Origin of the sequence: uncultured Dysgonomonas sp., from assembly GCF_900079725.1 — a bacterium.
GTDB lineage: Bacteria > Bacteroidota > Bacteroidia > Bacteroidales > Dysgonomonadaceae > Dysgonomonas.
This window is the reverse complement of record NZ_LT599032.1, coordinates 164,326-188,186: the sequence shown is the minus strand read 5'-3', so window position 1 is coordinate 188,186 and position 23,861 is coordinate 164,326. Positions and strand designations below refer to the sequence as shown.

General features: G+C 38.6%; 16 protein-coding genes and 1 tRNA gene. 5 read left to right on the top strand and 12 right to left on the bottom strand.

Annotated features, from left to right (window positions below; all coding sequences use genetic code 11):
* Nucleotides 1-5 precede the first annotated feature (5 nt).
* Nucleotides 6-2,114 (bottom strand): TonB-dependent receptor, encoded by a 2,109-nt coding sequence (locus QZL88_RS00775; RefSeq protein WP_296937939.1) that lies wholly within the window; start codon nucleotides 2,112-2,114, stop codon nucleotides 6-8.
* 595 nt (nucleotides 2,115-2,709) lie between these two features.
* Here QZL88_RS00775 and QZL88_RS00770 point away from each other — a divergent pair.
* Nucleotides 2,710-3,915 (top strand): FAD-dependent oxidoreductase, encoded by a 1,206-nt coding sequence (locus QZL88_RS00770; RefSeq protein ID WP_296937937.1) that lies wholly within the window; start codon nucleotides 2,710-2,712, stop codon nucleotides 3,913-3,915.
* Nucleotides 3,916-3,958: 43 nt separating this feature from the next.
* Nucleotides 3,959-4,642 carry a DUF5041 domain-containing protein gene (locus QZL88_RS00765; RefSeq protein ID WP_296937936.1) on the top strand — a complete coding sequence of 228 codons (684 nt, stop codon included), beginning with the start codon at nucleotides 3,959-3,961 and terminating at the stop codon, nucleotides 4,640-4,642.
* Between the two features lie 50 nt (nucleotides 4,643-4,692).
* On the opposite strand, the gene QZL88_RS00760 is transcribed toward QZL88_RS00765, so the two are convergent.
* Nucleotides 4,693-4,766, bottom strand: a tRNA-Thr gene (locus QZL88_RS00760).
* A 272-nt stretch (nucleotides 4,767-5,038) separates the two neighbouring features.
* Between QZL88_RS00760 and pepT the strand changes: the two genes are divergently transcribed.
* Together pepT and gcvT are read left to right on the top strand one after the other, a co-directional pair.
* Nucleotides 5,039-6,259 (top strand): peptidase T, encoded by a 1,221-nt coding sequence (pepT, locus tag QZL88_RS00755; protein ID WP_296937935.1) that lies wholly within the window; start codon nucleotides 5,039-5,041, stop codon nucleotides 6,257-6,259.
* A 33-nt stretch (nucleotides 6,260-6,292) separates the two neighbouring features.
* Nucleotides 6,293-7,387 (top strand): glycine cleavage system aminomethyltransferase GcvT, encoded by a 1,095-nt coding sequence (gene gcvT / locus QZL88_RS00750; protein WP_296937933.1) that lies wholly within the window; start codon nucleotides 6,293-6,295, stop codon nucleotides 7,385-7,387.
* A gap of 55 nt (nucleotides 7,388-7,442) precedes the next feature.
* Here gcvT and QZL88_RS00745 read toward each other — a convergent pair whose 3' ends face one another.
* From QZL88_RS00745 to QZL88_RS00705, 9 genes are all read right to left on the bottom strand, one after another.
* Nucleotides 7,443-7,664: a hypothetical protein gene (locus QZL88_RS00745; RefSeq protein WP_296937932.1), complete on the bottom strand. Its 222-nt coding sequence runs from the start codon at nucleotides 7,662-7,664 to the stop codon at nucleotides 7,443-7,445.
* A 215-nt stretch (nucleotides 7,665-7,879) separates the two neighbouring features.
* Nucleotides 7,880-9,046, bottom strand: coding sequence for an AIR synthase related protein (locus tag QZL88_RS00740; RefSeq protein ID WP_296937930.1), 1,167 nt, complete (start codon nucleotides 9,044-9,046; stop codon nucleotides 7,880-7,882).
* Nucleotides 9,047-9,208: 162 nt separating this feature from the next.
* The gene (locus QZL88_RS00735) at nucleotides 9,209-10,171 is read right to left on the bottom strand and encodes an ROK family protein (RefSeq protein ID WP_296937927.1); all 963 of its coding nucleotides are present in this window, start codon (nucleotides 10,169-10,171) and stop codon (nucleotides 9,209-9,211) included.
* A 130-nt stretch (nucleotides 10,172-10,301) separates the two neighbouring features.
* The gene (gene meaB, locus QZL88_RS00730) at nucleotides 10,302-11,402 is read right to left on the bottom strand and encodes a methylmalonyl Co-A mutase-associated GTPase MeaB (protein ID WP_296937925.1); all 1,101 of its coding nucleotides are present in this window, start codon (nucleotides 11,400-11,402) and stop codon (nucleotides 10,302-10,304) included.
* Between the two features lie 226 nt (nucleotides 11,403-11,628).
* Nucleotides 11,629-12,915, bottom strand: coding sequence for a tetratricopeptide repeat protein (locus QZL88_RS00725; RefSeq protein ID WP_296937924.1), 1,287 nt, complete (start codon nucleotides 12,913-12,915; stop codon nucleotides 11,629-11,631).
* 23 nt (nucleotides 12,916-12,938) lie between these two features.
* A complete protein-coding gene (gene gyrA, locus QZL88_RS00720; RefSeq protein WP_296937923.1) occupies nucleotides 12,939-15,530 on the bottom strand; it encodes a DNA gyrase subunit A in 2,592 nt (863 codons plus the stop codon).
* Between the two features lie 245 nt (nucleotides 15,531-15,775).
* Entirely contained in the window at nucleotides 15,776-19,090 is a 3,315-nt protein-coding gene (secA, locus tag QZL88_RS00715) for a preprotein translocase subunit SecA (RefSeq protein ID WP_296937921.1), read from the bottom strand.
* 49 nt (nucleotides 19,091-19,139) lie between these two features.
* Nucleotides 19,140-20,729, bottom strand: a complete 1,590-nt coding sequence (locus QZL88_RS00710; RefSeq protein ID WP_296937919.1) for an alkaline phosphatase family protein — start codon at nucleotides 20,727-20,729, stop codon at nucleotides 19,140-19,142.
* The gene (locus QZL88_RS00705) at nucleotides 20,726-21,883 is read right to left on the bottom strand and encodes a DUF4105 domain-containing protein (protein ID WP_296937917.1); all 1,158 of its coding nucleotides are present in this window, start codon (nucleotides 21,881-21,883) and stop codon (nucleotides 20,726-20,728) included. The genes QZL88_RS00710 and QZL88_RS00705 overlap by 4 nt, the downstream gene beginning before the upstream one ends.
* A 341-nt stretch (nucleotides 21,884-22,224) precedes the next feature.
* Between QZL88_RS00705 and QZL88_RS00700 the strand changes: the two genes are divergently transcribed.
* Nucleotides 22,225-22,824 carry a SagB/ThcOx family dehydrogenase gene (locus QZL88_RS00700; protein WP_296937916.1) on the top strand — a complete coding sequence of 200 codons (600 nt, stop codon included), beginning with the start codon at nucleotides 22,225-22,227 and terminating at the stop codon, nucleotides 22,822-22,824.
* Between the two features lie 65 nt (nucleotides 22,825-22,889).
* On the opposite strand, the gene QZL88_RS00695 is transcribed toward QZL88_RS00700, so the two are convergent.
* Nucleotides 22,890-23,855, bottom strand: a complete 966-nt coding sequence (locus QZL88_RS00695) for a PCMD domain-containing protein (protein ID WP_296937914.1) — start codon at nucleotides 23,853-23,855, stop codon at nucleotides 22,890-22,892.
* Between the last annotated feature and the right edge of the window lie 6 nt (nucleotides 23,856-23,861).

Genomic DNA, 23,861 nt, shown 5'->3' with positions numbered 1-23,861 from the left:
ATAGTTTAAAATTTTAGGTTCATATTTACACCGCAGGTAAATGGCCTACCTCTTTGCACATAATGTTGACTCGATGTGGAGAAGTAATAAGAATTATATTTTTCCCCTCCGATATTTTTCGACCACAAATCTATGGAAAAATCTTTCTTCACGAAAGAAACTTTAGCATTGAATAAACCATAATAGTCTTGTGATATATCATTCTTGTCGGTCCAGTATAATTTGCCTGCCCCTATATATTGAGCATTCAATACAATATTATCCAACCATTTTTGATTTATATCGAATGTATAATTAGCCGATAGAGAAACTGTATTTTGCGGCACCATCGGCAGGTAATTATCGTCGTATGTAGTTGTTACGCCTGTAGCTGCATTATAATCTTTGTAATCTTTATACTTTGCATTCGTATAACCATATCCCAATTGGAAACTAAGGTTTCTGGAAGGATTTACCTGCGCTGAGAGCTCAACACCTTTACTGGCAGATTTTCCTGCATTCTTGACAATAAAACCTTTTCCACTGGTCTTAGTTTGTGAGATTTGTTGGTTTTCCCAGTCGATATAGAACAGGCTTAAATCTAAATACAGAAAATTATTGAAAAATCCGGATCTTGAACCTATTTCGTAACTCCAGCTGTGCTCCGGGTTAAATATAAGATCTTCTTTCTGTTCGGCAGTATTGTTAAACCCGCCTGTCTTATAACCTCTCGATACCGAAAAGTATGCTAAACCATCTTTGCCAAATGGATACTGGATAGCGGCTTTTGGAGTTAATTGAGAAAAAGAAGTCTTGTCATTCAATGGTTTTCCAGCTTCTGTCAATTTGGTGCCATACATTGTGGTGTTGGTTTGCTCCCAATCGTAACGAAGCCCAAAAACAAACGAAAGTTTTGGTATAAAAAGATCGTTTATTGTTGATTGATGATATACTGCAAAGCCATCGGTGGGATTATTAGCCGATTGTATGGTATGTACACCATTCGTAAGATTGTTGGTGTCGTTTGTCTGAAAATAGTTTTGGTGGAAACCAAACAGTCCGAACTGCCACTCATATTTACTTCCCTCTATCAAAGATTTTATATTGAATTCTTGAGAATACATCTGTTGTCGTTGATAGAAATCCACATAATATAAATTCTGAGGTGTAAAATCTTGATCCAACCCCTGTTTCCCATCATAAAATTGGAAAGATGACTGAGAACTGACTTTAAACCGTTCGGTTATATATTCTATATTAAACCCGTTTGTAGCCATATTCCGGCAGTAATAACTTGTTGTGTTATAATTAACTTCGTCTATTTCGCCTGTGTCCTTGTGTAAGACCCTGTAGGGGTAACCATCCTGATCGGAATATTCATATGCCATTATCAGATGCATCAGCAATTGCGGTTGTACACGCCAACTAATACGTGCACGGGTAGAAAGGGCATCTATAGGGTCGGCTTTCTTTTCGGTTGTCGTATTCTTGAAATATCCACCCGAATGCAAGTAATTTCCCGATATGGCATAACCTACCTTGTTATCTACATTGCCATAATGAGAGAGTCCTGTTTGGTAATTATTATAATTTCCTGCTGTCAGATTCAGATTTGTACCTTTGTATTTGAATGGCGATTTGGTAAATACATTGATTATACCTCCCATCGTATTGCGCCCGTAGATAGTACCTTGTGGCCCACGGAGAACTTCGATACGGTCGATGTCGTTGATGTTGATATCAAATGTGGAACGGTCAAAATACGGTACGCCATCCACATAAAGCCCTACAGACGGCGCATTGCGGTGTGAGCCTATTCCCCTGATGTAGACCGGAGACGTCATTTTGGAGCCATAGTCCGGAATAAACAGGTTGGGTGCAAGGGATGTAATCTCCTTTATATTTACAATGTTGAAATCCTTTATCTCCTTGCTTGTCAATAATGAAGCGGATACAGGCTGTATATAGAGATTGTTATTCTGCTTGAATGATTCTATGATAATTTCTTTTGCAGTGAATTTCATTTTCACAGAATCGTTCTCTCCCTGTATATCATCAGCTTTTATGCTTGTGGAAATAAGTGCAAATAACAAAATTAACGAAAGAATGCCTTTGATATCCGATCTCTTTTTCAAGGTGTTGTATTGTATTTTAGTTGATACGCAAAATTAGGAAAAGCTCCAATTATAGTCAATCACTAGATGTAGTGATATTTTAAATTAATTTATAGATTAAAGATAGTATGTGAGTCTGCTTTTAAGTGTAATATTTATTACTATAGGGAAGAAAGTAGAAAAAGTTTATCTATATAATTGGAACCGGTAGCCTTTAGCTGGTAGCTGATAGCTCTTTGAAAAAATGAACAGCCCCCTAAATCCCCCAAGGGGGACTTACAAAGAGGGTAGAAGTAATAAGTAAAAAAGTGTAACTTTTGTTACTTTTTTAAGTAGTAAGTATTGAGTAATAAGTTGAAAGTTATATGAGATACGAGTAGACAAGTTGTTAATCGTTAACTGACGAGATACTTCGCTCCACTCAGCATAACAATCAAATTATTAATTTTCATTCTTAATTATTAATTGATTTTTCTGTTACTTCTGTTACTTTTTAACTATATATTGCAAACTAATGTTAATTTAAAAGGAGGTTAGAAAGAATTACTGTTAACTGCTAACTGATGGCTGTTAACTGACTATCTTTGTTATTTGTGCTAATATTAAAAGGAAATATATGAGTGAAGCAATGTATGATTGTATTGTGATAGGAGGGGGAATAAGTGGAATATCTTTTGCTCATTACATGCATATGGCAGGAAAAAAGGTATTGATTATAGAAAAAGATGATAATACGGGAGGGCAAGTACAAAGCCTGTTTTCGGAGAAATACCCTAATTATTGGAGAGAGTTTGGAGCACATACTTGTTACAATTCTTACACTCGTTTATTGTCGATTGTAAAAGATATCGAATGTACAGATTTGATCAGGCCATTGGGTAAAGGGAATTATGTAACATATTCGCGGGGACAGATAAGAAAGATATTTGCTGAAATGTATCTTCCGTCTCTTATCCTGAACGGGCCAAAAATGTTCTTTATATCGAAGAAGGGTAAAACCGTGAAAGAGTACTTTAGTCAGATTGTTGGTTCAACTAATTATGATAGATTGTTCTCAAGGCTTTTTAGAGCCGTTATTTCTCAAAGTGCAGATGATTATCCCATCGAATTGTTTCTAAAGCACAGGAAAGACAGATATAAAGAATTCCCACGGAAGTATACTTTTAATAGAGGCTTGTCCTCATTCCTGCATTCCATAATAGAAAAAGATGAGTTGCAAATTGAAAGATCATGCGAGGTGTTGGATATTTTGCGTAATGGAGACGGATATAAGGTAATTACAATGGAAGGTAAAATATTTGATACCCCTCATGTAGCAATAGCAACAGATCCCCAGAATGCTTCACGTCTGATTAAGGATATAGAGGCACCCTTATCGTCATTGCTGGCATCGATACCTTTGTTTCAGACCGAATCGTTGAATGTCATTGTACCGAAGGATAGGCTGGCAATACATGATGTGGCAGGAATAATACCTGTTTCGGACGACTTTCATTCTGCAGTATCGCGCGACTTGGTCGAAGATGAAAAGCTAAGAAGTTTTACATTTCACTTCGAAAAGGGGGAGAAAGACGAAGATGAAAAGTTTGACATTATATGCAGGGTGCTGAATATTTCCCGCAAAGATATACTGGAATGGAAAATAATAAGACATATACTGCCTTCGTTGCGTATGCCACATCTGAATATGGCGGAACAAGTAGCTAAAGCGAAGCAATCAGATGCTATTTACTTGCTTGGTAACTATTTTTACGGACTCTCTTTAGAAGACTGTGTTCATCGATCACTAGACGAATCTGAGAGATTTTGCAGCAAACATTAAATTGTCTTTGCTTTTTAGTAAACAACCTGTAATCTATATATCTATGAAAAAAGTATTTTTATTAATTATCGTTTTATTTGGACTAGCAGACGTTTTTTCTCAAGACTTCGAGTATAAGAAGGATTTACGTCCACAGATTAAAAAAGAAGATCCTTTGAATCAGTATCAGACGGAACGCATATCTAAAACTGATTTGATACATGCATTAGAATTGGCTGGTGTATCTATTCATAAATTTTATTTAGGGCAGTTCGACAAGCAATACACTATTTCGCTTATTCAGGAAGAATATAAAGAAAACAAGTTGGTTGATTCAAAGGTATTATTTGCTAATACCAATGCCTATTATTATATACCTGATGTAGCTCCTGCAGGGGATGAAACTCTTTATATGGACTATATAGATCAATTGAGTTTCTATTCTAAAAATGATGGTGGTAAAGTCTCAGTGACTATTTCTTCTTATAATGCAAATTTCAGAAGCAATTTAGAGCAAAAAATAGAACGGAAGGATCAGTTTTATAATTGGCGTGGTTACAGTAAAACCGATTGGATATTAAATAAGCAGGTACCATTATTGGTATATGCTTCTTCATGGTATGATGAAAAGTATGATTTTGAGCGGTTTTGCGGTGTTGTAGACTTATCATATAATGAGAAAGATACGCAGGAATTGCTTGATTCATCTACTCATTATTATGTGATAAGCTATAAGGTTACGGAATAAAAACAGATAAAGAAAAAGACCGTCTGAATATTTCAAACGGTCTTTTTCTGAGCCTCTTGTCGGATTCGAACCAACGACCCCGAGATTACAAATCACGTGCTCTGGCCAACTGAGCTAAAGAGGCAAGCGGGTAAGCTGACTATATCGCGTCGCTACAACCGACTGCCCTTGCTGCGATCAAACCCTGGGGGATTAATCGGGAGCTGACCGTATAGGACTTACCCGCGACAAAAGTAGATAAATTTTTCATATTCACAAAATGTGAATTCGATTTTTTCCTTTGATTTCCTTTTACTACATTTGTATTGGAAGTCTTTTCCAGAAAAAGAAGTTAGATATCAGTGACTTATAAATTGATGCTTTATACGAAAAAATATTAAGAAAAAATAAAATAACATGACAGTAACAGATCGTTTCATCAAATATGCAAAATTTGATACAGAATCGGATACAGAAACAGGTATAACCCCAAGTACTCCGGGGCAAATGGTTTTGGCTCGCGAAATAGAAAAAGAACTTCGCGAAATAGGTTTGGAGGATATAACACTGGACGATAATGCCTATCTGATGGCTACTCTTCCTGCTAATACGGACAAGAAGGTTCCTACTATCGGTTTTATAGCCCATCTGGATACCAGCCCTGATTTGTCAGGTAAAGATGTGAATCCCCGTATTGTAAAAAACTATGATGGAAATGATATAGTACTGAATAAGGATACTAACGTGGTGCTTTCCCCTGCCGATTTTCCCGAGATGCTCGATTATAAAGGGCAGGATTTGATAGTAACAGATGGCAATACATTGCTTGGTGCAGATGATAAAGCGGGTATAGCTGAAATTATTACAGCAATCAAGTATCTTCAGGATCATCCTGAAATAAAGCATGGGAAAATCCGTATCGGATTCAATCCTGATGAAGAGATCGGACTGGGAGCACATAAGTTTGATGTGGAAAAATTCGGTTGTGAATGGGCATACACGATGGATGGCGGCCCAATTGGAGAACTGGAGTATGAAAACTTTAATGCTGCCGGTGTAAAGATTAATATACAGGGTAGAAGTGTACATCCCGGATATGCAAAAGATAAGATGACAAATGCACTTGTGGTTGCCAATAAACTAATATCCTTGCTTCCTGCCAGCGAAAGGCCGGAACATACGACCAAATATGAAGGCTTCTTCCACCTTACTAATGTGTCGGGGACAGTAGATTCGGCTACAGTAGGCTATATTATTCGCGACCATGACCGGAATCTGTTTGAAGGACGTAAGCGTTTGATGCTCGAAACTGTGGATTTCATCAATAAACTATATCCTAACAGTACTACAGTGGAGATAAAAGACCAGTATTATAATATGCGCGAAAAGGTAGAGCCTGTGAAACATATTGTGGATATGGCTTTTGAAGCTATGGAAGCAGTAGGGGTGACTCCTATTGTGAAACCTATACGTGGAGGTACAGACGGCGCACAATTATCATTTAAAGGATTACCTTGCCCGAATATTTTTGCCGGAGGGCATAATTTCCATGGGCGCTACGAATTTGTTCCTGTACAATCGATGGAAAAAGCTGTAGAGGTAATTGTAAAACTGGCAGAGATAGTTGCAAGTAAATAGAATAATGTTAATACTTAAAATATATAAGCAAATATGAAGAAAACACCTTTTACGGATATCCACATTGCACTCGGGGCAAAAATGCATGAATTTGCGGGTTATAATATGCCTATTGAATATTCCGGTATAATAGATGAGCATATGACTGTATGCACAGGAGTAGGAGTATTTGATGTTTCGCATATGGGCGAAATTTGGGTTAAAGGTCCACGAGCCGAAGCTTTCCTGCGACGGATGATGAGTAATGATGTGGCTTCCCTCGAAATAGGTAAAGCGCAGTATTCTGCCATAATAAATGATCAGGGAGGGATTGTAGATGATATTATCGTGTACCATTACGAACCCGAAAAGTATATGCTTGTTGTGAATGCATCCAATATAGAGAAAGACTGGAAATGGTTGACAGAGCATAATGACGAATTTGCAGATTTAGAAAATGCTTCGGATAAGATCGCTCAATTGGCAATACAAGGGCCTAAAGCTCTGGTTACACTACAGAAATTGACTAAAATAGATTTGACCAAAATTCCTTATTACTCATTTGCTATAGGTAATTTGACCGGTTCCGCACTTGATAATGTGATCATATCCAACACTGGATACACAGGTGCAGGTGGTTTCGAGATTTATTTTTATCCACAATATGGTGTAGATATATGGAATGCTTTGTTCGAGGCTGGAGAAGAATTCGGAATTAAACCGATCGGACTTGGCGCTCGTGACACATTACGTCTCGAAATGGGATTTTGCCTCTATGGTAACGATTTAGATGATACAACTACTTCTATCGAAGCCGGACTGGGTTGGATTACTAAATTTACCGAAGGTCGTAACTTTACGGCACGTCCCATATTAGAAAGGCAAAAAGCAGATGGTGTAAGCCGTAAGTTATGCGGATTTCATATGTTAGAAAAGGGGATACCGCGACATGGCTACGATATTGTAAATGATAAGAATGAAAAAATCGGGATAGTAACATCCGGAACAATGTCTCCTACAGCAAAAGTAGGTGTGGGACTTGGGTATATTAATCCTGAATATGCGGCATTAGGTACACCGATTTTCATTAAAGTACGAGAGAAGAATCTAAAAGCAGAAGTGGTGAAACCGCCTTTCAGAAAGCTATAGTATATAAACAGAAAAGGGATTCCGATGGAATCCCTTTTGTATCAATTCTTTAAGATTACTTTTTGTCAGCTTTCTTATCTTTTGAACAACAGGCTTTTTTATCAGTAGCCTTGTCCTTAGTGCATTCTTTCTTGTCTTTGGCTGCGTCTTTTTTGTCTTTAGTACATTCTGTTTTAGCTTTGCAGCACTCTTTTTTAGGAGTAGTATCCTGAGCCATTACACTTGACGATGCAACAAAAGCGATACACATGATAACTGACATTAGAAGTTTTTTCATCTCTTTCTTTTTTTAATTGTTTGGTTACACATTGAGTTTGGTAATGTTGCAAATATAAGTGCTATTCGGTTATAATATTATTAACAGAAGTTAAATATAGAATGCTTATAGATAATCATTCTAAATTAAGGTCATAGACCTATCTGTAACATTATTCAGTTAAAGTGCAACTAAGAGTAAGCGAAGATGATATATTATTAACATTATCTTTTTGATCAATAAATAAAACGACCAAATTCACTTTCTATCACCAGTTCTGTTTTATCTGATTTTTCAACAAAACCGACTATTTGTGCTGCGATTCCGTATGATTTGGAGATTTCAATTACTTCCTGGGCATATTCCGGTGATAAGTATATCTCCATGCGGTGTCCCATATTAAATACCTTATACATTTCTTTCCAGTCTGTACCGGATTGCTTCTGGATAAGCTTGAATAATGGAGGCACAGGAAATAGATTATTCTTTGTGATTTTTACATTATCAACGAAATGTAAAACTTTAGTTTGCGCACCACCAGAGCAATGTACCATGCCATGGATATGAGGTCTTAATTTTTCCAGTATCTGTTTGATGACAGGTGCATAGGTGCGGGTAGGGGAGAGCACCAGTCTTCCCGCATCTATATCTAAACCCTCTATATTATCGGTTAACTTCATATTTCCGGAATATACCAAATCCAGAGGGATAGAAGAGTCATAACTTTCAGGATACTTGGCTGCAAGATATTTGGCGAATACATCGTGGCGTGCTGATGTAAGACCATTGCTACCCATTCCGCCATTATATTCTTTCTCATATGTAGCCCGGCCGTATGATGAAAGCCCAACGATAACATCTCCTCCCTGTATTTTGTCATTAGAGATTACATCAGACCGTTTCATGCGACAGGTAACAGTACTGTCCACAATAATCGTGCGTACCAAATCGCCTACATCGGCTGTTTCACCACCTGTAGGATATATATTGACACCGAGGTTTGATAATTCTTCACATAAGTCGTTTGTCCCGTTTATAATGGCTGATATAACTTCACCGGGAATCAGCATTTTGTTTCTGCCAATGGTAGATGATAGCAGTATATTATCGGTTGCGCCAACACATAGCAGGTCATCGATATTCATTATCAATGCATCTTGAGCAATACCTTTCCATATAGATATATCTCCGGTCTCTTTCCAGTAGATATATGCAAGGGATGATTTTGTACCAGCCCCATCGGCATGCATTATATTGCAGTATTCGGGATCTCCGCCCAGTATATCAGGAATTATTTTGCAAAATGCTTTTGGAAATATTCCTTTATCAATGTTCTTTATAGCATTGTGTACATCTTCTTTCGATGCGGAAACTCCTCGCTGATTATATCGTTGATCGCTCATGTTTGTTATTAATAAGTTTATTTTAATCTCAGACCTATTTATTCCCCGGCAAAGTTAATAAAATCAACCTGATTTTGAAACTCCAATTGCTAAAAGGAAACAGCCTGCAAATATCTTTATTCTACAGGCTGCTTATATACATTTACTATTTTGGCTTAATTTTTAATAGTCTTTTACTTCCCAGCCTAATGCACTGGCTCCTAGTACGGCTGCATCGCTTTCTTTAAGTTCCGACATTAATAACTTAATTTTATTACGGTAAATAGGGAGCAAATTCTCTTCCATATGCTTACGCACAGGATCAAAGATTAGCTTACCTGCCTTTATTAAGCCTCCAAATAAGATGATTGCTTCAGGACTGGAGAATGCTACAAAATCGGCAAATGATTCACCTAAAACCTGACCTGTATATTCGAATATTTCTTTAGCCAGTTTATCTCCTTTTACTGCCGCGTCGTATACATCTTTTGATGTAATTTCATCAATGGCTAATTCACGCAATACGCTTGGATCCTTTCTTGTTTGCAGGTATTCTCTAGCTGTACGGGCAACACCAGTTGCTGAACTATAGGTTTCGAGACATCCTTTTTTTCCGCAACCACACATACGGCCTTCACGAATAGCTGTTGTATGACCTAATTCCCCGGCAAATCCATCATGTCCATATACTAACTGTCCATTTACCACGATACCGCTACCTACACCGGTTCCCAGTGTAATAACAATGAAATCTTTCATTCCGCGTGCTGCACCATAGGTCATTTCCCCAATTGCAGCAGCATTTGCGTCATTCGTAAGAGCTACAGGTATATTTAATTTGTCAGTAAGCATTTGAGCCAATGGAATTACACCTTTCCAAGGGAGGTTTGGTGCAAATTCGATACAACCGGTGAAAAAATTACCATTCGGTGCTCCAACTCCAATACCTTTGATATTTCCCGAACCTCCGACCTGGTCTATTATCTCCTGAACGCCAGCAGATAAATGGTCTACATATTCGTTTATTTCTTTGTAAGCACCTGTTTTTATAGAGCCCTGATTTATGATATGGCCGCGCTTGTCGACTATACCGAAAACAGAGTTAGTTCCACCGATATCGATTCCAATAGCATATGGTTTTTCCATGATTTATATTATGTTAATTAAACAATGAAATTATTTTTGTGATAATGCGTACAAATATAATCAATTCTGTGGTAAAATAAGGACTTTAAAAGTGAATAATAAAGCATTCCTTTAGTTAAAAAGAGGTTATTTATGAGCGTTTTAAGTATATATCCAACACTTTATTAGCTGCAACAAATGAACTCATATGTGAATTTAACACTTGGTTTTCACATAAAATCAACTCTTTCTGTACCTCCGGATCGTTGTAAAAATTACTTTTCAGTCGTTCGTTAATAGTTTCATACATCCAGAATCTGGACTGTGAATTGCGTCTATGTTCAAAATAACCACTCTTTTTAACAAAATCGATATATTCATCTATCATATTCCACACTTCATCGATTCCTATTTCATAATAACCGGAATATGTCAACACTTTAGGTTGCCAACCGGAATCGGGTAGGGGAAACAGATGTAGTGCATTCTGAAAATGAGATTGGGCTAAACGGGCCTTTTCGATATTATTACCATCCGCTTTATTAATAACAATTCCATCTGCCATTTCCATTATTCCGCGTTTGATCCCTTGTAATTCGTCTCCGGTTCCGGCTAATTGGATTAATAGGAAGAAGTCGACCATTGAATGTACAGCCGTTTCAGATTGTCCAACCCCAACAGTCTCAACTATAATACGATCAAATCCGGCAGCTTCGCAAAGAATTATTGTTTCCCGCGTTTTGCGTGCAACACCGCCAAGTGAGCCAGCAGAAGGGGAGGGGCGGATGAAGGCTCTCTTTTCTATAGATAATCGTTCCATGCGGGTTTTATCCCCCAAAATACTTCCTTTAGTAAGTTCGCTGGATGGGTCTATAGCCAATACTGCCACTTTGGAGGCTTCATTTTCTTTTAGGATATGCATCCCAAAAGCGTCTATAGAGGTACTTTTTCCTGCACCTGGAACACCTGTAATCCCCACACGTACAGAGTTACCTGTATATGGTAGACATTTTTCTATAACTTCCTGTGCTATAGACTGATGCTCTGTCTTTGCACTTTCTATAAGTGTAACAGCTTGTCCCAGAATGCTTATGTTTCCCTTGAGTATACCTTCAACATATTCGGATACGGTATATGTTTTACGTTTGAATTTTTTGAAGCTATCTAAGTAGGGATTAACTGTGGGCTGTTCTCCTGTACCTTTATTTACGCGCAATCCCTGAAATTGTTCGTCATTTTCGAAATGTTCCATGTATGTGCTTATTGCTATGAATAAGTCAATATCGTAAAGTTATAAGAGATTCTTGAAAGATGTAATTAAACATAATAGTAATTATATAACTTTTATCTGAGCTTATTCCTTGATTAATTTAATCTTTAAATTTAGCTGTAAATATAGCAAAAAACAAGAAGATAATAAAAGAAAAAGCATCTATAGAAATCTCTATAGATGCTTTCTTGTGTATTTATTTATAAACTTAGTTCAATGCGCTAAGTTCTTTATCTATTGCATCTAATTCTTTCGATTTATCTACATTCAAAAGGCTTAGGTTATAATAAACATTCTGTAATTTCATTAATGCTGGTCTTAAATCTAAACTGTCAGCATTTTTACTCTTCAGAATTTCACGATATTTTTCCAGATATGGCAGTGCTTTTGAGTACAATTCTGTAGTTTGTTTGTCCATATCAGCCTGTTCTTTCCTGTTAGTAGATTGTCCGGCTTTTTCCTTCATATCCTGTGCCTGTAATACATATAATACACCTAATCCTTCTAATGCTCTTTCGCAGTTAGCATCAGCATTCAGGGCAGTCTGATATGCAGGTTCTGCCTGAGCATAATCTTTTTGTTCTGAATATAAAGATGCCTTCACGCTCATTAGGTCGCATGTATTTGTAGGGTCATTCACGATTGCCTGATCAAGGTATGCGATAGCTTCTGTAGTCTTACCTCCTCTGATATATTCATTAATCAGATTTGGAGTGAAATATTTATTTTTAGGGAATTTCTGAGCACCTTCCAATAAAGCACTTACATAAGCCACACTATCACCTGTTTGTTGATACTCACTTGTAAGCAATTCATATACATCACTTTCTTTGTATGTACTGTTTTGAATGTATGGTTCTGCTATTAGCTTTCTCAACAGTTTTATTGAACGTGGATGGTCTTGAGACTGGATTGAACTGATTACTGCATAATATTTAATTGTCTGATATGTAGTATCTTGCAGGTTGAAGTCTGCTTGAGTATCTTCAAACATTGCAAGTGTTGGTAGTTCCCAGTATCTTTCAAAGAAGTCTGCTGCTTTTTTGAAATCTTTTTTATCGTTATAGAAAACACCACCATTGATGTAGAATCTGTGGCCATCTCTCATATTCTTAACGATATCTTTTCTGAATTTATTTTTTACCTGTCCTTTTTCATTAGGTATCTGGCCCAGTTCGTCTGCTTTGATATATGGGTCATACATATTGTATAGCCCAACATACATAGCTTCTTCGTTTCCACCTTTCCCTGTTATTTCTTTTTGCATCTCCAATGTACGCTCATCGTCGAAAGCTTTGTATTCAATGTCTCCCGCTATTTTCCATGTTTCAGGATCACTTGCTGTTTCCGGATCTGTCAGAGCAGGTTTAATCAGTTCTCTTGCCTCCGGAACATTGTTTTTCATCGCTGATTTAGCATCTTTTACAGCTTTCTTCTGAGCGAACGAAAAGCTGGCAAGTAAGCATAATGATGTTACTAATAATATACGTTTCATAAAATCATTTATTTTTAAATTAATTATTCCTCAGTTATTTCCGTATTGTTTGTATTGTCTGTTTCATTATCCAGAATGTCAACTTCTTCTATATCATCTGGTTCTGATTCAGATTCTACTTTACAGATTGATGCGATTTCATCATTTCTTTTTCCCAGATTTATGAGCCTTACTCCCTGAGTAGCACGTCCCATAGTGCGAATATCTGAAACTTTTAGACGAATAGTGATACCAGACTTGTTAATAATCATTAAATCGTTTTCGTCGGTAACACTATTTATAGATACAAGTTTACCAGTTTTCTCTGTAATATTAAGAGTTTTAACCCCTTTGCCTCCACGACTGGTGATACGGTAAACCGGTACAATTTCGCCGTTTTCATCGAGTATTTCGTTTCCTTCTTCGTCTTTTTCATTCAGATTTGTACGTTTACCATAGCCTTGTTCCGAAACCACCATGATCGTTTCGTTTTTCTGGGCTTCTTTCGACATAGCCAACATACCGATAACTTCATCCTGTCCGTCTTCGTCCAAACGCATACCGCGTACTCCGGTTGCTGTACGACCCATTACACGTACATCTTTTTCATTGAAGCGTATGGCGCGTCCATTACGATTAGCAAGTAAGATTTCACTTTCGCCGTCAGTCATCAGTACTTCAATTACTCTATCTTCTTCGCGGATAGTAATTGCATTCACACCATTCTGACGTGGACGGGAATAGGCCTCAAGACTTGTTTTCTTTATTACACCTTCTTTTGTACAGAAAATCAGGTAATGACTGTTTATAAATTCGGTATCGCTGAAACCTCTTACACGAACAAATGCTGTTACTTTGTCATCTGAATCAATGTTCAGCAGATTCTGAATAGCACGTCCTTTCGAATTCTTTGTTCCTTCAGGTATATCGAATACACGCAACCAGTAACATTTCCCTTTCTGTGTAAACAACAACATATAATTGTGCATAGATGCAGGATAAATGTGCTCAATAAAGTCAGTATCACGGGTTTCCGAGCCTTTTGCTCCTACTCCACCTCTGTTTTGAGCTCTGAACTCGGAAAGAGGAGTACGTTTGATATAGCCAAGGTGAGAAATGGTAATGATCATTTCATCATTGGAATAAAAATCTTCTGGATTCAGTTCTTCTGATGCATATACAATTTCTGTGCGGCGTGCATCACCATATTTATCCCTTACTTCGATCAATTCATCCGTAATAACTTTCATACGAAGTTCTTCATTAACCAGAATCTCATTCAGATAGGCTATTAACTTCTGTATTTCATCATATTCGTTGCGAAGCTTGTCCTGTTCCAGTCCTGTCAACTGGCGCAGACGCATTTCAACGATAGCACGGGCTTGTATTTCAGATAGATTAAATCGCTCTATCAAGCTTTCTATGGCCTCTTGAGGCGACTTTGAAGCTCTGATGATGGCTATGACTTCATCGATATTATCTGAAGCTATAATCAATCCTTCTAATATATGAGCGCGTTCTTCGGCTTTGCGCAGTTCATAAATAGTCCTGCGGGTTACCACATCAATTCTGTGTTCAACGAAGAACCCTATCATTTCTTTCAAATTCAGCGTTTTAGGACGACCTTTTACCAAGGCGATATTATTTACACTGAATGAAGATTGTAATGCGGTCAGTTTATATAGTTTATTGAGGACTACATTCGCATTTGCATCGCGTTTTACATCTACTACTATACGCATTCCCTGACGGTCCGACTCGTCATTGACATTGCTGATACCTTCAAGACGTTTCTCACCGACTAAATCTGCTATATGCTTGATTAACTCGGCTTTGTTTACAAGGTATGGAATTTCAGTAATCACAATTTTGTCATGGTTACCTTCCACTTCTATTTCGGCACGGCCACGCATGATAACGCGTCCACGGCCTGTCTCAAAAGCATCTATAACACCCTGATATCCATAGATAAAGCCTCCGGATGGAAAATCAGGGGCTTTAATGTGTTGCATCAATCCTGCGGTATCAATGTCCTTATTTTCTATATATGCGATGGTGGCGTTGATAGCTTCGGTCATATTATGCGGAGCCATATTGGTAGCCATACCTACGGCAATACCAGATGCTCCATTGATAAGCAAATTCGGAATACGTGTAGGAAGAACGGTCGGTTCTTTCAGCGTATCGTCAAAGTTTAACTGAAAATCAACAGTTTCCTTATCTATATCTTTTAGCATTTCTTCGGCCAAACGGCTAAGTCTTGCTTCTGTATAACGCATGGCAGCAGGCATATCACCATCGACACTACCCATATTACCTTGTCCGTCTACCAGCAGGTAACGCATGCTCCATTCCTGAGCCATACGCACCATAGCAAAATAAACTGATGAATCGCCGTGCGGGTGATACTTACCTAATACTTCTCCGACAATTCTGGCGGATTTTTTGTGTGGTTTGTTAGATGCGTTACCAAGTTCGCTCATACCAAAAAGGATACGGCGGTGAACGGGCTTGAATCCGTCTCTTACATCAGGTAATGCCCTCGATACTATTACCGACATTGAATAGTCAATGTAGGCAGATTTCATCTCATCCTCGATGTTAATCTTAATAATTCTGTCCTCTGTTTCTGCCATTATTTTAAGATAAAATTTTTATTCTCAAATATTTGTGAAGTACCTCCGAAATGAGGTATTTTCTAGTGTTCAAAAAACATGCTAAGATACAAATTTTCTTTGTATTAAGAAAATATAATATGCCAAAAAAGCCCGATGAATACTAAATTTCATCGGGCTTTTTATATTTAATTATTAGCAGGTTTGAGAGATAAATCAAGCATTCAAAATATAACCTGCCAATTCATTTCTCTCGTGCACTGAGATCATTCGTTTTTACCGTGACAATTCTTATATTTTTTACCACTTCCACAATAGCAAGGCTCGTTTCTTCCCGGCTTTTTATCTACATGTACGGGTGCTATTTTCGGCGCACCCTGTGGTTGCGGCGGTCTTTGTCCTCCTCCCTGAGTAGCGTTTCCGTCTTCCATCTCGTTACGTTCGGTACGATAGCGGCTATAATCTGTCTTTTGCTCCGGAGCTGCCTGACGTACCTGTTCCGGTTCACGTACAGGTATTTGTCCGCGCATCAGTATTGTTACGGCTTTACCATTAACACTGTTAAGCATAGATTTGAACAAGTTGAATGATTCCAGTTTATAGATCAACAGAGGGTCTTTTTGCTCATAACTTGCATTCTGTACAGACTGGCGAAGTTCATCCATCTCACGAAGATGTTCTTTCCATTCTTCATCTATAGTATGCAATACGATTGCCTTTTCAAACGATTTGATAATATCTTTCGACTGGCTGTCGTATGCTTCTTTCAGATTACAAGATATATTATAAACGCGTTTTCCGTCTGTAATAGGAATCAGTATGTTCTCGAATTTATCGCCTTGTTCTTCATAAACCTGTTTGATTACGGGATTTGCGATTTCAGCCAGACGGTCCATCTTATGTTTGAAGTTCTGAACTGCCGTATCGTATATCTGATCTACCATTGCATCCGATTTCATCGTGCGGAAGCTGGCTTCATCGAACGGAACTTCAATAGCAAGCAAGCGCAGCAGGTCTATCTTCAATCCTTCGTAGTCAAGGTTGTCCGCATATTGCTCTACTATATTCACGGCAGTGTCGTAGAACATATTCACGATATCGATTCCGATACGTTCGCCCATAAGTGCATGGCGACGACGTTTGTAAATAACTTCACGTTGCGAGTTCATCACATCATCGTATTCCAGCAAACGTTTACGGATACCGAAGTTATTTTCTTCCACTTTCTTTTGTGCACGTTCCACCGACTTGCTGAGCATGTTATGTTCAAGCATTTCGCCTTCTTTAAAGCCCATACGGTCCATCATTCCGGCAATACGTTCCGATGCGAACAGACGCATCAAATCGTCTTCCAGTGAGATGTAGAATACAGAAGAGCCCGGGTCTCCCTGACGTCCTGCACGACCACGCAACTGGCGGTCTACACGGCGCGATTCGTGTCTCTCTGTACCTATAATAGCCAATCCTCCAGCTTCTTTTACACTTGGTGCAAGTTTGATGTCGGTACCACGACCAGCCATATTGGTAGCAATGGTAACTGCCCCCGGTTGTCCGGCCAAGGCTACAACTTCTGCTTCACGCTGGTGTAACTTGGCATTCAGTACGTTATGCTTGATCTTACGCATGGTGAGCATCTTGCTCAACAACTCGGAGATTTCTACCGAAGTAGTACCTACAAGTACAGCTCGGCCTTGATTTACAAGCTCTTCTATCTCGTGGATGACTGCAGTATATTTTTCACGCTTCGTTTTATAGATGCGGTCATTCATATCCTTACGTGCGATTGGTCTGTTGGTAGGGATCACAACCACATCAAGCTTATAGATGTTCCACAACTCTCCTGCTTCTGTCTCCGCCGTACCGGTCATACCCGAAAGCTTGTGGTACATACGGAAATAGTTTTGTAAGGTAATAGTTGCAAATGTTTGTGTGGCAGCTTCCACTTTCACACGCTCTTTTGCTTCTATAGCCTGATGCAAACCGTCTGAATAACGGCGGCCATCCATAATACGGCCTGTTTGCTCATCTACAATCATTACTTTGTTGTCCATAACAACGTATTCGTCGTCTTTCTCAAACAAAGCATATGCTTTAAGTAATTGGTTTACGGTGTGTACCCGTTCCGATTTGATAGAGTAGCTCTGCATCAACTCGTCTTTCTTTTCAGCTTTCTGGGCATCGGTCAGCGACTGATTTTCTAAATCGGAAAGAAGCGCGCCAATATCCGGCAATACAAAGAATAATGGGTCATCAGAATTACCGGTAAGTAAGTCTATTCCTTTGTCAGTGAGTTCTATACTGTTGTTTTTTTCATCAATAACGAAGTACAAATCGTCAGTAACAATATGCATATTGCGCATTTGCTCTGCCATATAATGCTCTTCGGTTTTCAACATGGAAGATTTAACTCCCGGTTCACTCAAGAACTTAATGAGTGGTTTGTTTTTAGGAAGTCCCTTGAATGAACGATACAAAAGCAAACTTCCTTCTTCCTGTTCTTTTTTATCTTCCGAAGCTATTTTTGCTTTGGCTTCTGCCAATAATTTTGTACAAAGATCCCTTTGCGCTTTAACAATGATTTCTACACGCGGACGGAATTCCTCGAACAGTTGTTGTTCCCCTCTGGGAATAGGCCCAGATATAATCAGTGGAGTACGTGCATCGTCGATCAATACGGAGTCAACCTCGTCCACAATCGCATAATTATGCTTGCGTTGCACAAGGTCCGATGGGTTAATTGCCATATTATCACGCAGGTAGTCAAAGCCGAATTCATTATTCGTTCCGAATGTGATATCTGCCTGATATGCTTTGCGGCGGCCTTCCGAATTCGGCTGATGCTTATCTATACAATCAACAGACAATCCGTTGAACATATAGATCGGTCCCATCCACTCCGAGTCACGTTTTGCCAGATAATCATTCACCGTAACCACATGCACACCGTTTCCGGTAAGGGCATTGAGGAATACAGGCAGTGTACCTACCAGCGTTTTACCTTCCCCCGTGGCCATTTCAGCAATTTTACCCTTATGTAGCACAACTCCACCAAAGAGCTGTACATCATAGTGGATCATATCCCATACTATTTCGTTTCCTCCGGCAGTCCAGCGTTTGTAATAAACAGCCTTATCACCATCTATACTTACAAAGTCATGTGTTTCTGCAAGTTCCTTGTCAAACTCAGTGGCAGTCACAATAACTTCTTCGTTTTCTGTGAGGCGGCGAGCGGTTTCTTTTACAATTGAAAATACTTCAGGAAGTACTTTTTCGAGTACTTCTTCATATTTGTCGGTAACTTCTTTTTCCAGTTTGTCCACTTCTGCCCAAACGTCTTCGCGTTGGTCTATTTCCAGTGCTTCAACCCCGGCTTTCAGTTCGGCAATCTTATTTTTTTCGGTGGCCACATAGTCTTGTACCTGTTGCCTGATTTCAGCAGTTTTGGCACGTAGTTCGTCATGAGAGAGTTTCTCTATCGACGGGTATACAGCCTTAATGCGGTCTACGTATGGATTAATCTCTTTTAAGTCGCGTTGAGATTTGTTCCCGAATAATGATGATAAAATATCAGCGAATCCCATATATTTAGTTTATTTATTTCAAAATTTAATGTTTCAAGATTTAAAGATTTTAAAGCAATTCCGATAGGGCTTCTTCCCTCGCTGCATTCGGTGAACGTATACGCATGATGTACGACACCGTAGGGGCTATCTCTGTAGCCTTTATAGTCCTTTTTATTCTTTCGGCCTTTATATTATTTCCGAAGAATATAACAGGACAGACAATAGCATTGTTCCGTATTTGTTTTTCTTTAAATGAAGCATCTTGTTCGTTTACGATTTTATACCCCGGTTGTAACTCGATAAAGAGGTCCCCCGAAGTTTCTTTCGTATAACCATTCTTGTAATATTCCATTACAGGATTCCATTGTCCGTGCTGTATCTGATAAGAAGTATATACCTCTTGCACTCCTGTGAACTCGGAAACGAACTCGGCTGCTTTATCTTGTATTTCCTGTAACGATATCTGTTTTTGTTTGATTAATTCCCTGTTGAGATAGACCTGGCCATTGTATATTTTGTCCACCCATTTGTTGTCCCTGCCATAAATGGCCATCAGATACATGTTCAGCAATGCCTCGCAACGATTGACATAGAATTTATTTTCAGGGATGTTTTGCCCATCAGAGTAGCTGACATCATTCGAATTGTAATATCCTGTGGAGGAGATAAATATCAATGCATTTTTCAGACCTACGGTTTTCTCTACTTCATCCAGAATTTTTTCTATCTCACGGTCAAGGCGTATGTATACATCTTGGATTTCGTATGAATAGTCGGATCTTACGTTCGGGTAACTTCCTGCATAGTATGTGAGCGATAAAAAATCTGGACTAGTTCGTTTTCCTAATTCAGCTTTAGAGAGTACTGTCAAAGCTGTGGTTGTCACATTCTGATTTACAACAGGCGTCTGTTTTGCCAGTAAGTATGTCGCTTTGTCAGTACCGGTATGATGTGTAAAAGAGGCCTTGTTTTCCACATAAGGAAAAGCCTTATAATCGCTAATGCTCAAAAGCGGGGTCCATCGCATGTCCCATGCCTGAACTGAGAAATCAGAATTGCCTCTATTTTCTTGATCTACAGTCCAGTAAAAGTTTTTGTAATAGGTGCTGGATGCCCATTTTCCTGTATAGTCATCGACCCAGTATGCGGCATTTCCTCTAAGGCCGGCCGTAATCAGGGCTTGCGATATTTGCGGGGCAAACGAATATACATCGGAAGTTCCTTTTGTTGCCAGCTTCAATTCATCGGTAATAGTAGAGGATTTGAGGGCTAAAGGAGAAACTTTGTCATCCGTATAGTTTCCTAAATAGGCTGGATCGGAAAATGTGAATACTTCCTGATTCTTAGCTGCCAGATATTTTTTGTTGCCTACAATGCCATGATAAAAGGGCATAGCACCCGTATATATGGTCGCTATAGCGGAAGCATCGTCAAGATACGGGAAATCGAATTTAATATTCTGGTAGACCAAGCCTTCGTTTAACAGGCGCTTGAATCCTCTTTCTGAAAAATTGTTTCGGAAAAGTTCGAGATAATCCCCCCTTAACTGGTCGATAGTAATGCCTATTACCAATTTAGGTGTTTCACGCACAGTGGTCTGTGCCTGAATGGATGTAATAGTCAGTACTGCTACTAATGAGGTTATTATTCTTATCATTTTGCTCTAGGTAAGCTATAATCAGCTTTTTTCTTAAACTTTTTTTGTTGCAATACATTCATAAACGATCTTAGCCCAATGGACAAAATGAACGGAATGAATGTCGTTTCTAATTGTTGTGGAATCAAATTCCATGCCAAAAGAAACGCTAAAAGTGCCACAAAGTTAATAAAATGATAATAATAAATACACTTTGACAGTGATTTTACAAAGAATAGCAGAGCTACAATGAGTTGCAGCGGATTCAGCCATATGATATTCCAGTTCGGATTGGTACAAGGGTGTACTGAAAAGAACATAAGAAAGAAAATGATACAGCCTGCTATTCCTGCAATCAGGAATAAGATTGTATCGAAAGCCTTTCCTAGTCCTGTGATTTGCTTTTTATATACTATATATGAAATAAGTGCGCTGATAATCAGAAGTGTAATGCCTGCGTATAACGGTGTGACCGGAAAATCTTTTTCGAAAGTTTTTGCTTCCAGAATAGTAGTAGTGGACAATAAAATATTTCTTGGTATACTGTCTCCTGTAACCGTCGCTCCCTCGTAAGCATTCATCAGATAGCGAGGCAGGAAATCCTTTTGCCGGTCTGTTATCACTTTGTCTGCATCCGCACCTATCACCAGATTTATTCCGAAGCGAAACCATTGCCTACTATTTGTGCATTCTATTACTAAATCACGATATGTCTGCTCTTTATTCGTAGGTGTATATTCTATTTTTCCGTTGATATATTTTTCGAAGATATCTCTGGGACGTGTGGAGCAGTTGTCGTAAAAGTAGTTGTAGCGATACTCCCTGTTTTCGGGTAAACAATTGACCAATAATGCATCAAATATATCCTGTTTTTCCTTTGGGCTGAGATTAAATACTTGCTCTATAATACCTACACCTCTTTCTTTATATTCCTGATAATATGCGTTGTATGGTATCGGGGCAACCATATAATCAGTTTCTCCCTTCATAAAAAGGAATATAAAATTAGATTTGGACATATTGAACAAACCGAAGTTAAAAGCATAATCAATATTTTGCGCAGGGTCGCTTACGCGCATCGACGTGTGTCCAAAAAGGGAATAAACAGCTTCATCCCAGGGCGCATTGGTCAACAGGCTCACTTTAGCCGAGTCACTCAATACAATTCGTTGCATTTCCCAGGCCTTTGTTTGGGTTGTATATCCAATAACTATTATAAGTAATAAAATGAGTTTCCGCATTACTAAAAAATTTCATTGCAAAGATAAGATATATGGTGAAAAATATATCGGAATAGCAGATTCATTCGTATATAATGTTGTGAATTTTACTTAAAAAGTAGAGCTAAAGATCTCCAATCGGAAGTTTTAATTGTTATTATTATCTATTTTTGCAGATATTAATTGACAGATTAAGATTTGGTGTGTATAATCAAAATCATAACTTATTCTTGTTTTTTTACTTATCGGAATGGTAAACAGGTCTCCGACCTTTAAATTTAAAAAGTGCTTTAATTATGAAAAGAGGATTATTTGTTATTGCTTTATTGTGTTTGGTTAGCTATATATCTGCTCAGGATATACAGTTGGTTCCACCTACTAAGACAGGAGGGAAACCATTAATGGAAGCATTAAACGATCGGCAGTCGCATCGCAATTTTGAACAGAAAGATTTGCCGGTACAGACTTTGTCTGATTTGCTATGGGCAGCATATGGCTTCAACAGAGAAGATAAACGTACCGTGCCTTCTTCCCAAAACAAACAGGAGGTAGATGTATACGTGATGCTTAGTAGTGGAATCTATTTCTATGATGCTAAAGCAAATAAATTGCTATTGAAAGAGAAAGGTGATTTCAGAGCCGCCTTAGGGCAACCGAATATATCAGAGAGTGCCTCACTTTCTTTGATTTATGTTATCAATCTGGATAAAAACAGCCGTGATGCGGGACTGATGGATGCCGGATTCTCTATTCAGAATGTATATCTCTATTGCGCTTCAGCAGGACTGGGTTCTGTTGCCCGTGGTTCATTCAAGAGACCTGATGTACATAACGCACTGAAGCTAACAGATAAGCAGGAGGTGGCTCTTGTACAGGCTGTAGGTTTTATTAAGTAAGCCGAAGACGAAAAATATAAGAAGAAAGATGTTGTAATTGTTTACAACATCTTTTTCTTTTTTAATCAATATACCAACTTCACATTATCTATCCAAAGCTTACTATCAATACTTCCTGTATATGCACCTCCATTACTGGATGAGAATTGTACGATCAGATGAGTTACCTTTTCCGATGGGTCGGCCCATGACGTTTCGTGTATAGGGACCATTTTTCCTTTGCTGTTACGGGCATAATAGGCCTGTTGTCCATCTTTCAGGCTCATATAGGAAGCATAAAAGTGTTTCGATGATATGTCTCCGTAATGCACAATGAGCCTGTGGTTGTTTTGCCAGTTGTCTACCGATTTTTCGAAGCGCTCCCATCCGGTTCCGACCCGTTTTGCATAAATGTTACCTTCAGCATCTTCCCATCTGTGTTGTAAAAGTATCTGCACTTCGGCCATATCCTTCCTGTCAATCTTTTTCTGCTTACTGAAACCTGTGGCCTGAATACAATTTCCTCCGGTAGTCACTTTATAATCGTATTGTAAGGCTTTCGGACGTTTGGTAAATTCTATCCCTGTAACGAGTTTCGATTGCGGGTTACTTGTATCTTTTATCGGTTCATTCATTTCTCCTAAAAATATAGTTCCGCTGGCCAGAACATTTATATCGAATAAGCCAAGTACCGTACAGGTTTCTATTCGGGTTTCCAGTCGTGCACAATGTCCGTTACCGGCTCTTCGTTCGGGAAAAACCGTTACGCTGGTTTTGGTTATCCCTTTCACTCTGGCCAGTACGGATGATAGCGCCCACGGAGAGGTCGTATTTTTATAAGGTTTATCTTTCAGTGTGTCTCCGGGTACTATTTCGTACAGATATTTTCTATTTCCACCTATTATCTTTGATTCTTTGATTTCCCGAACCATCCATTTATCCATATCGCCATATGGGAGCATCTCTATTACTTCTGCCTGTCCCAATATATTAAGTAGGGGAAATAATCCTAGAAGGCTACTTAACCAGATTTTCTGAATTCGCTGTGTCATATCTGT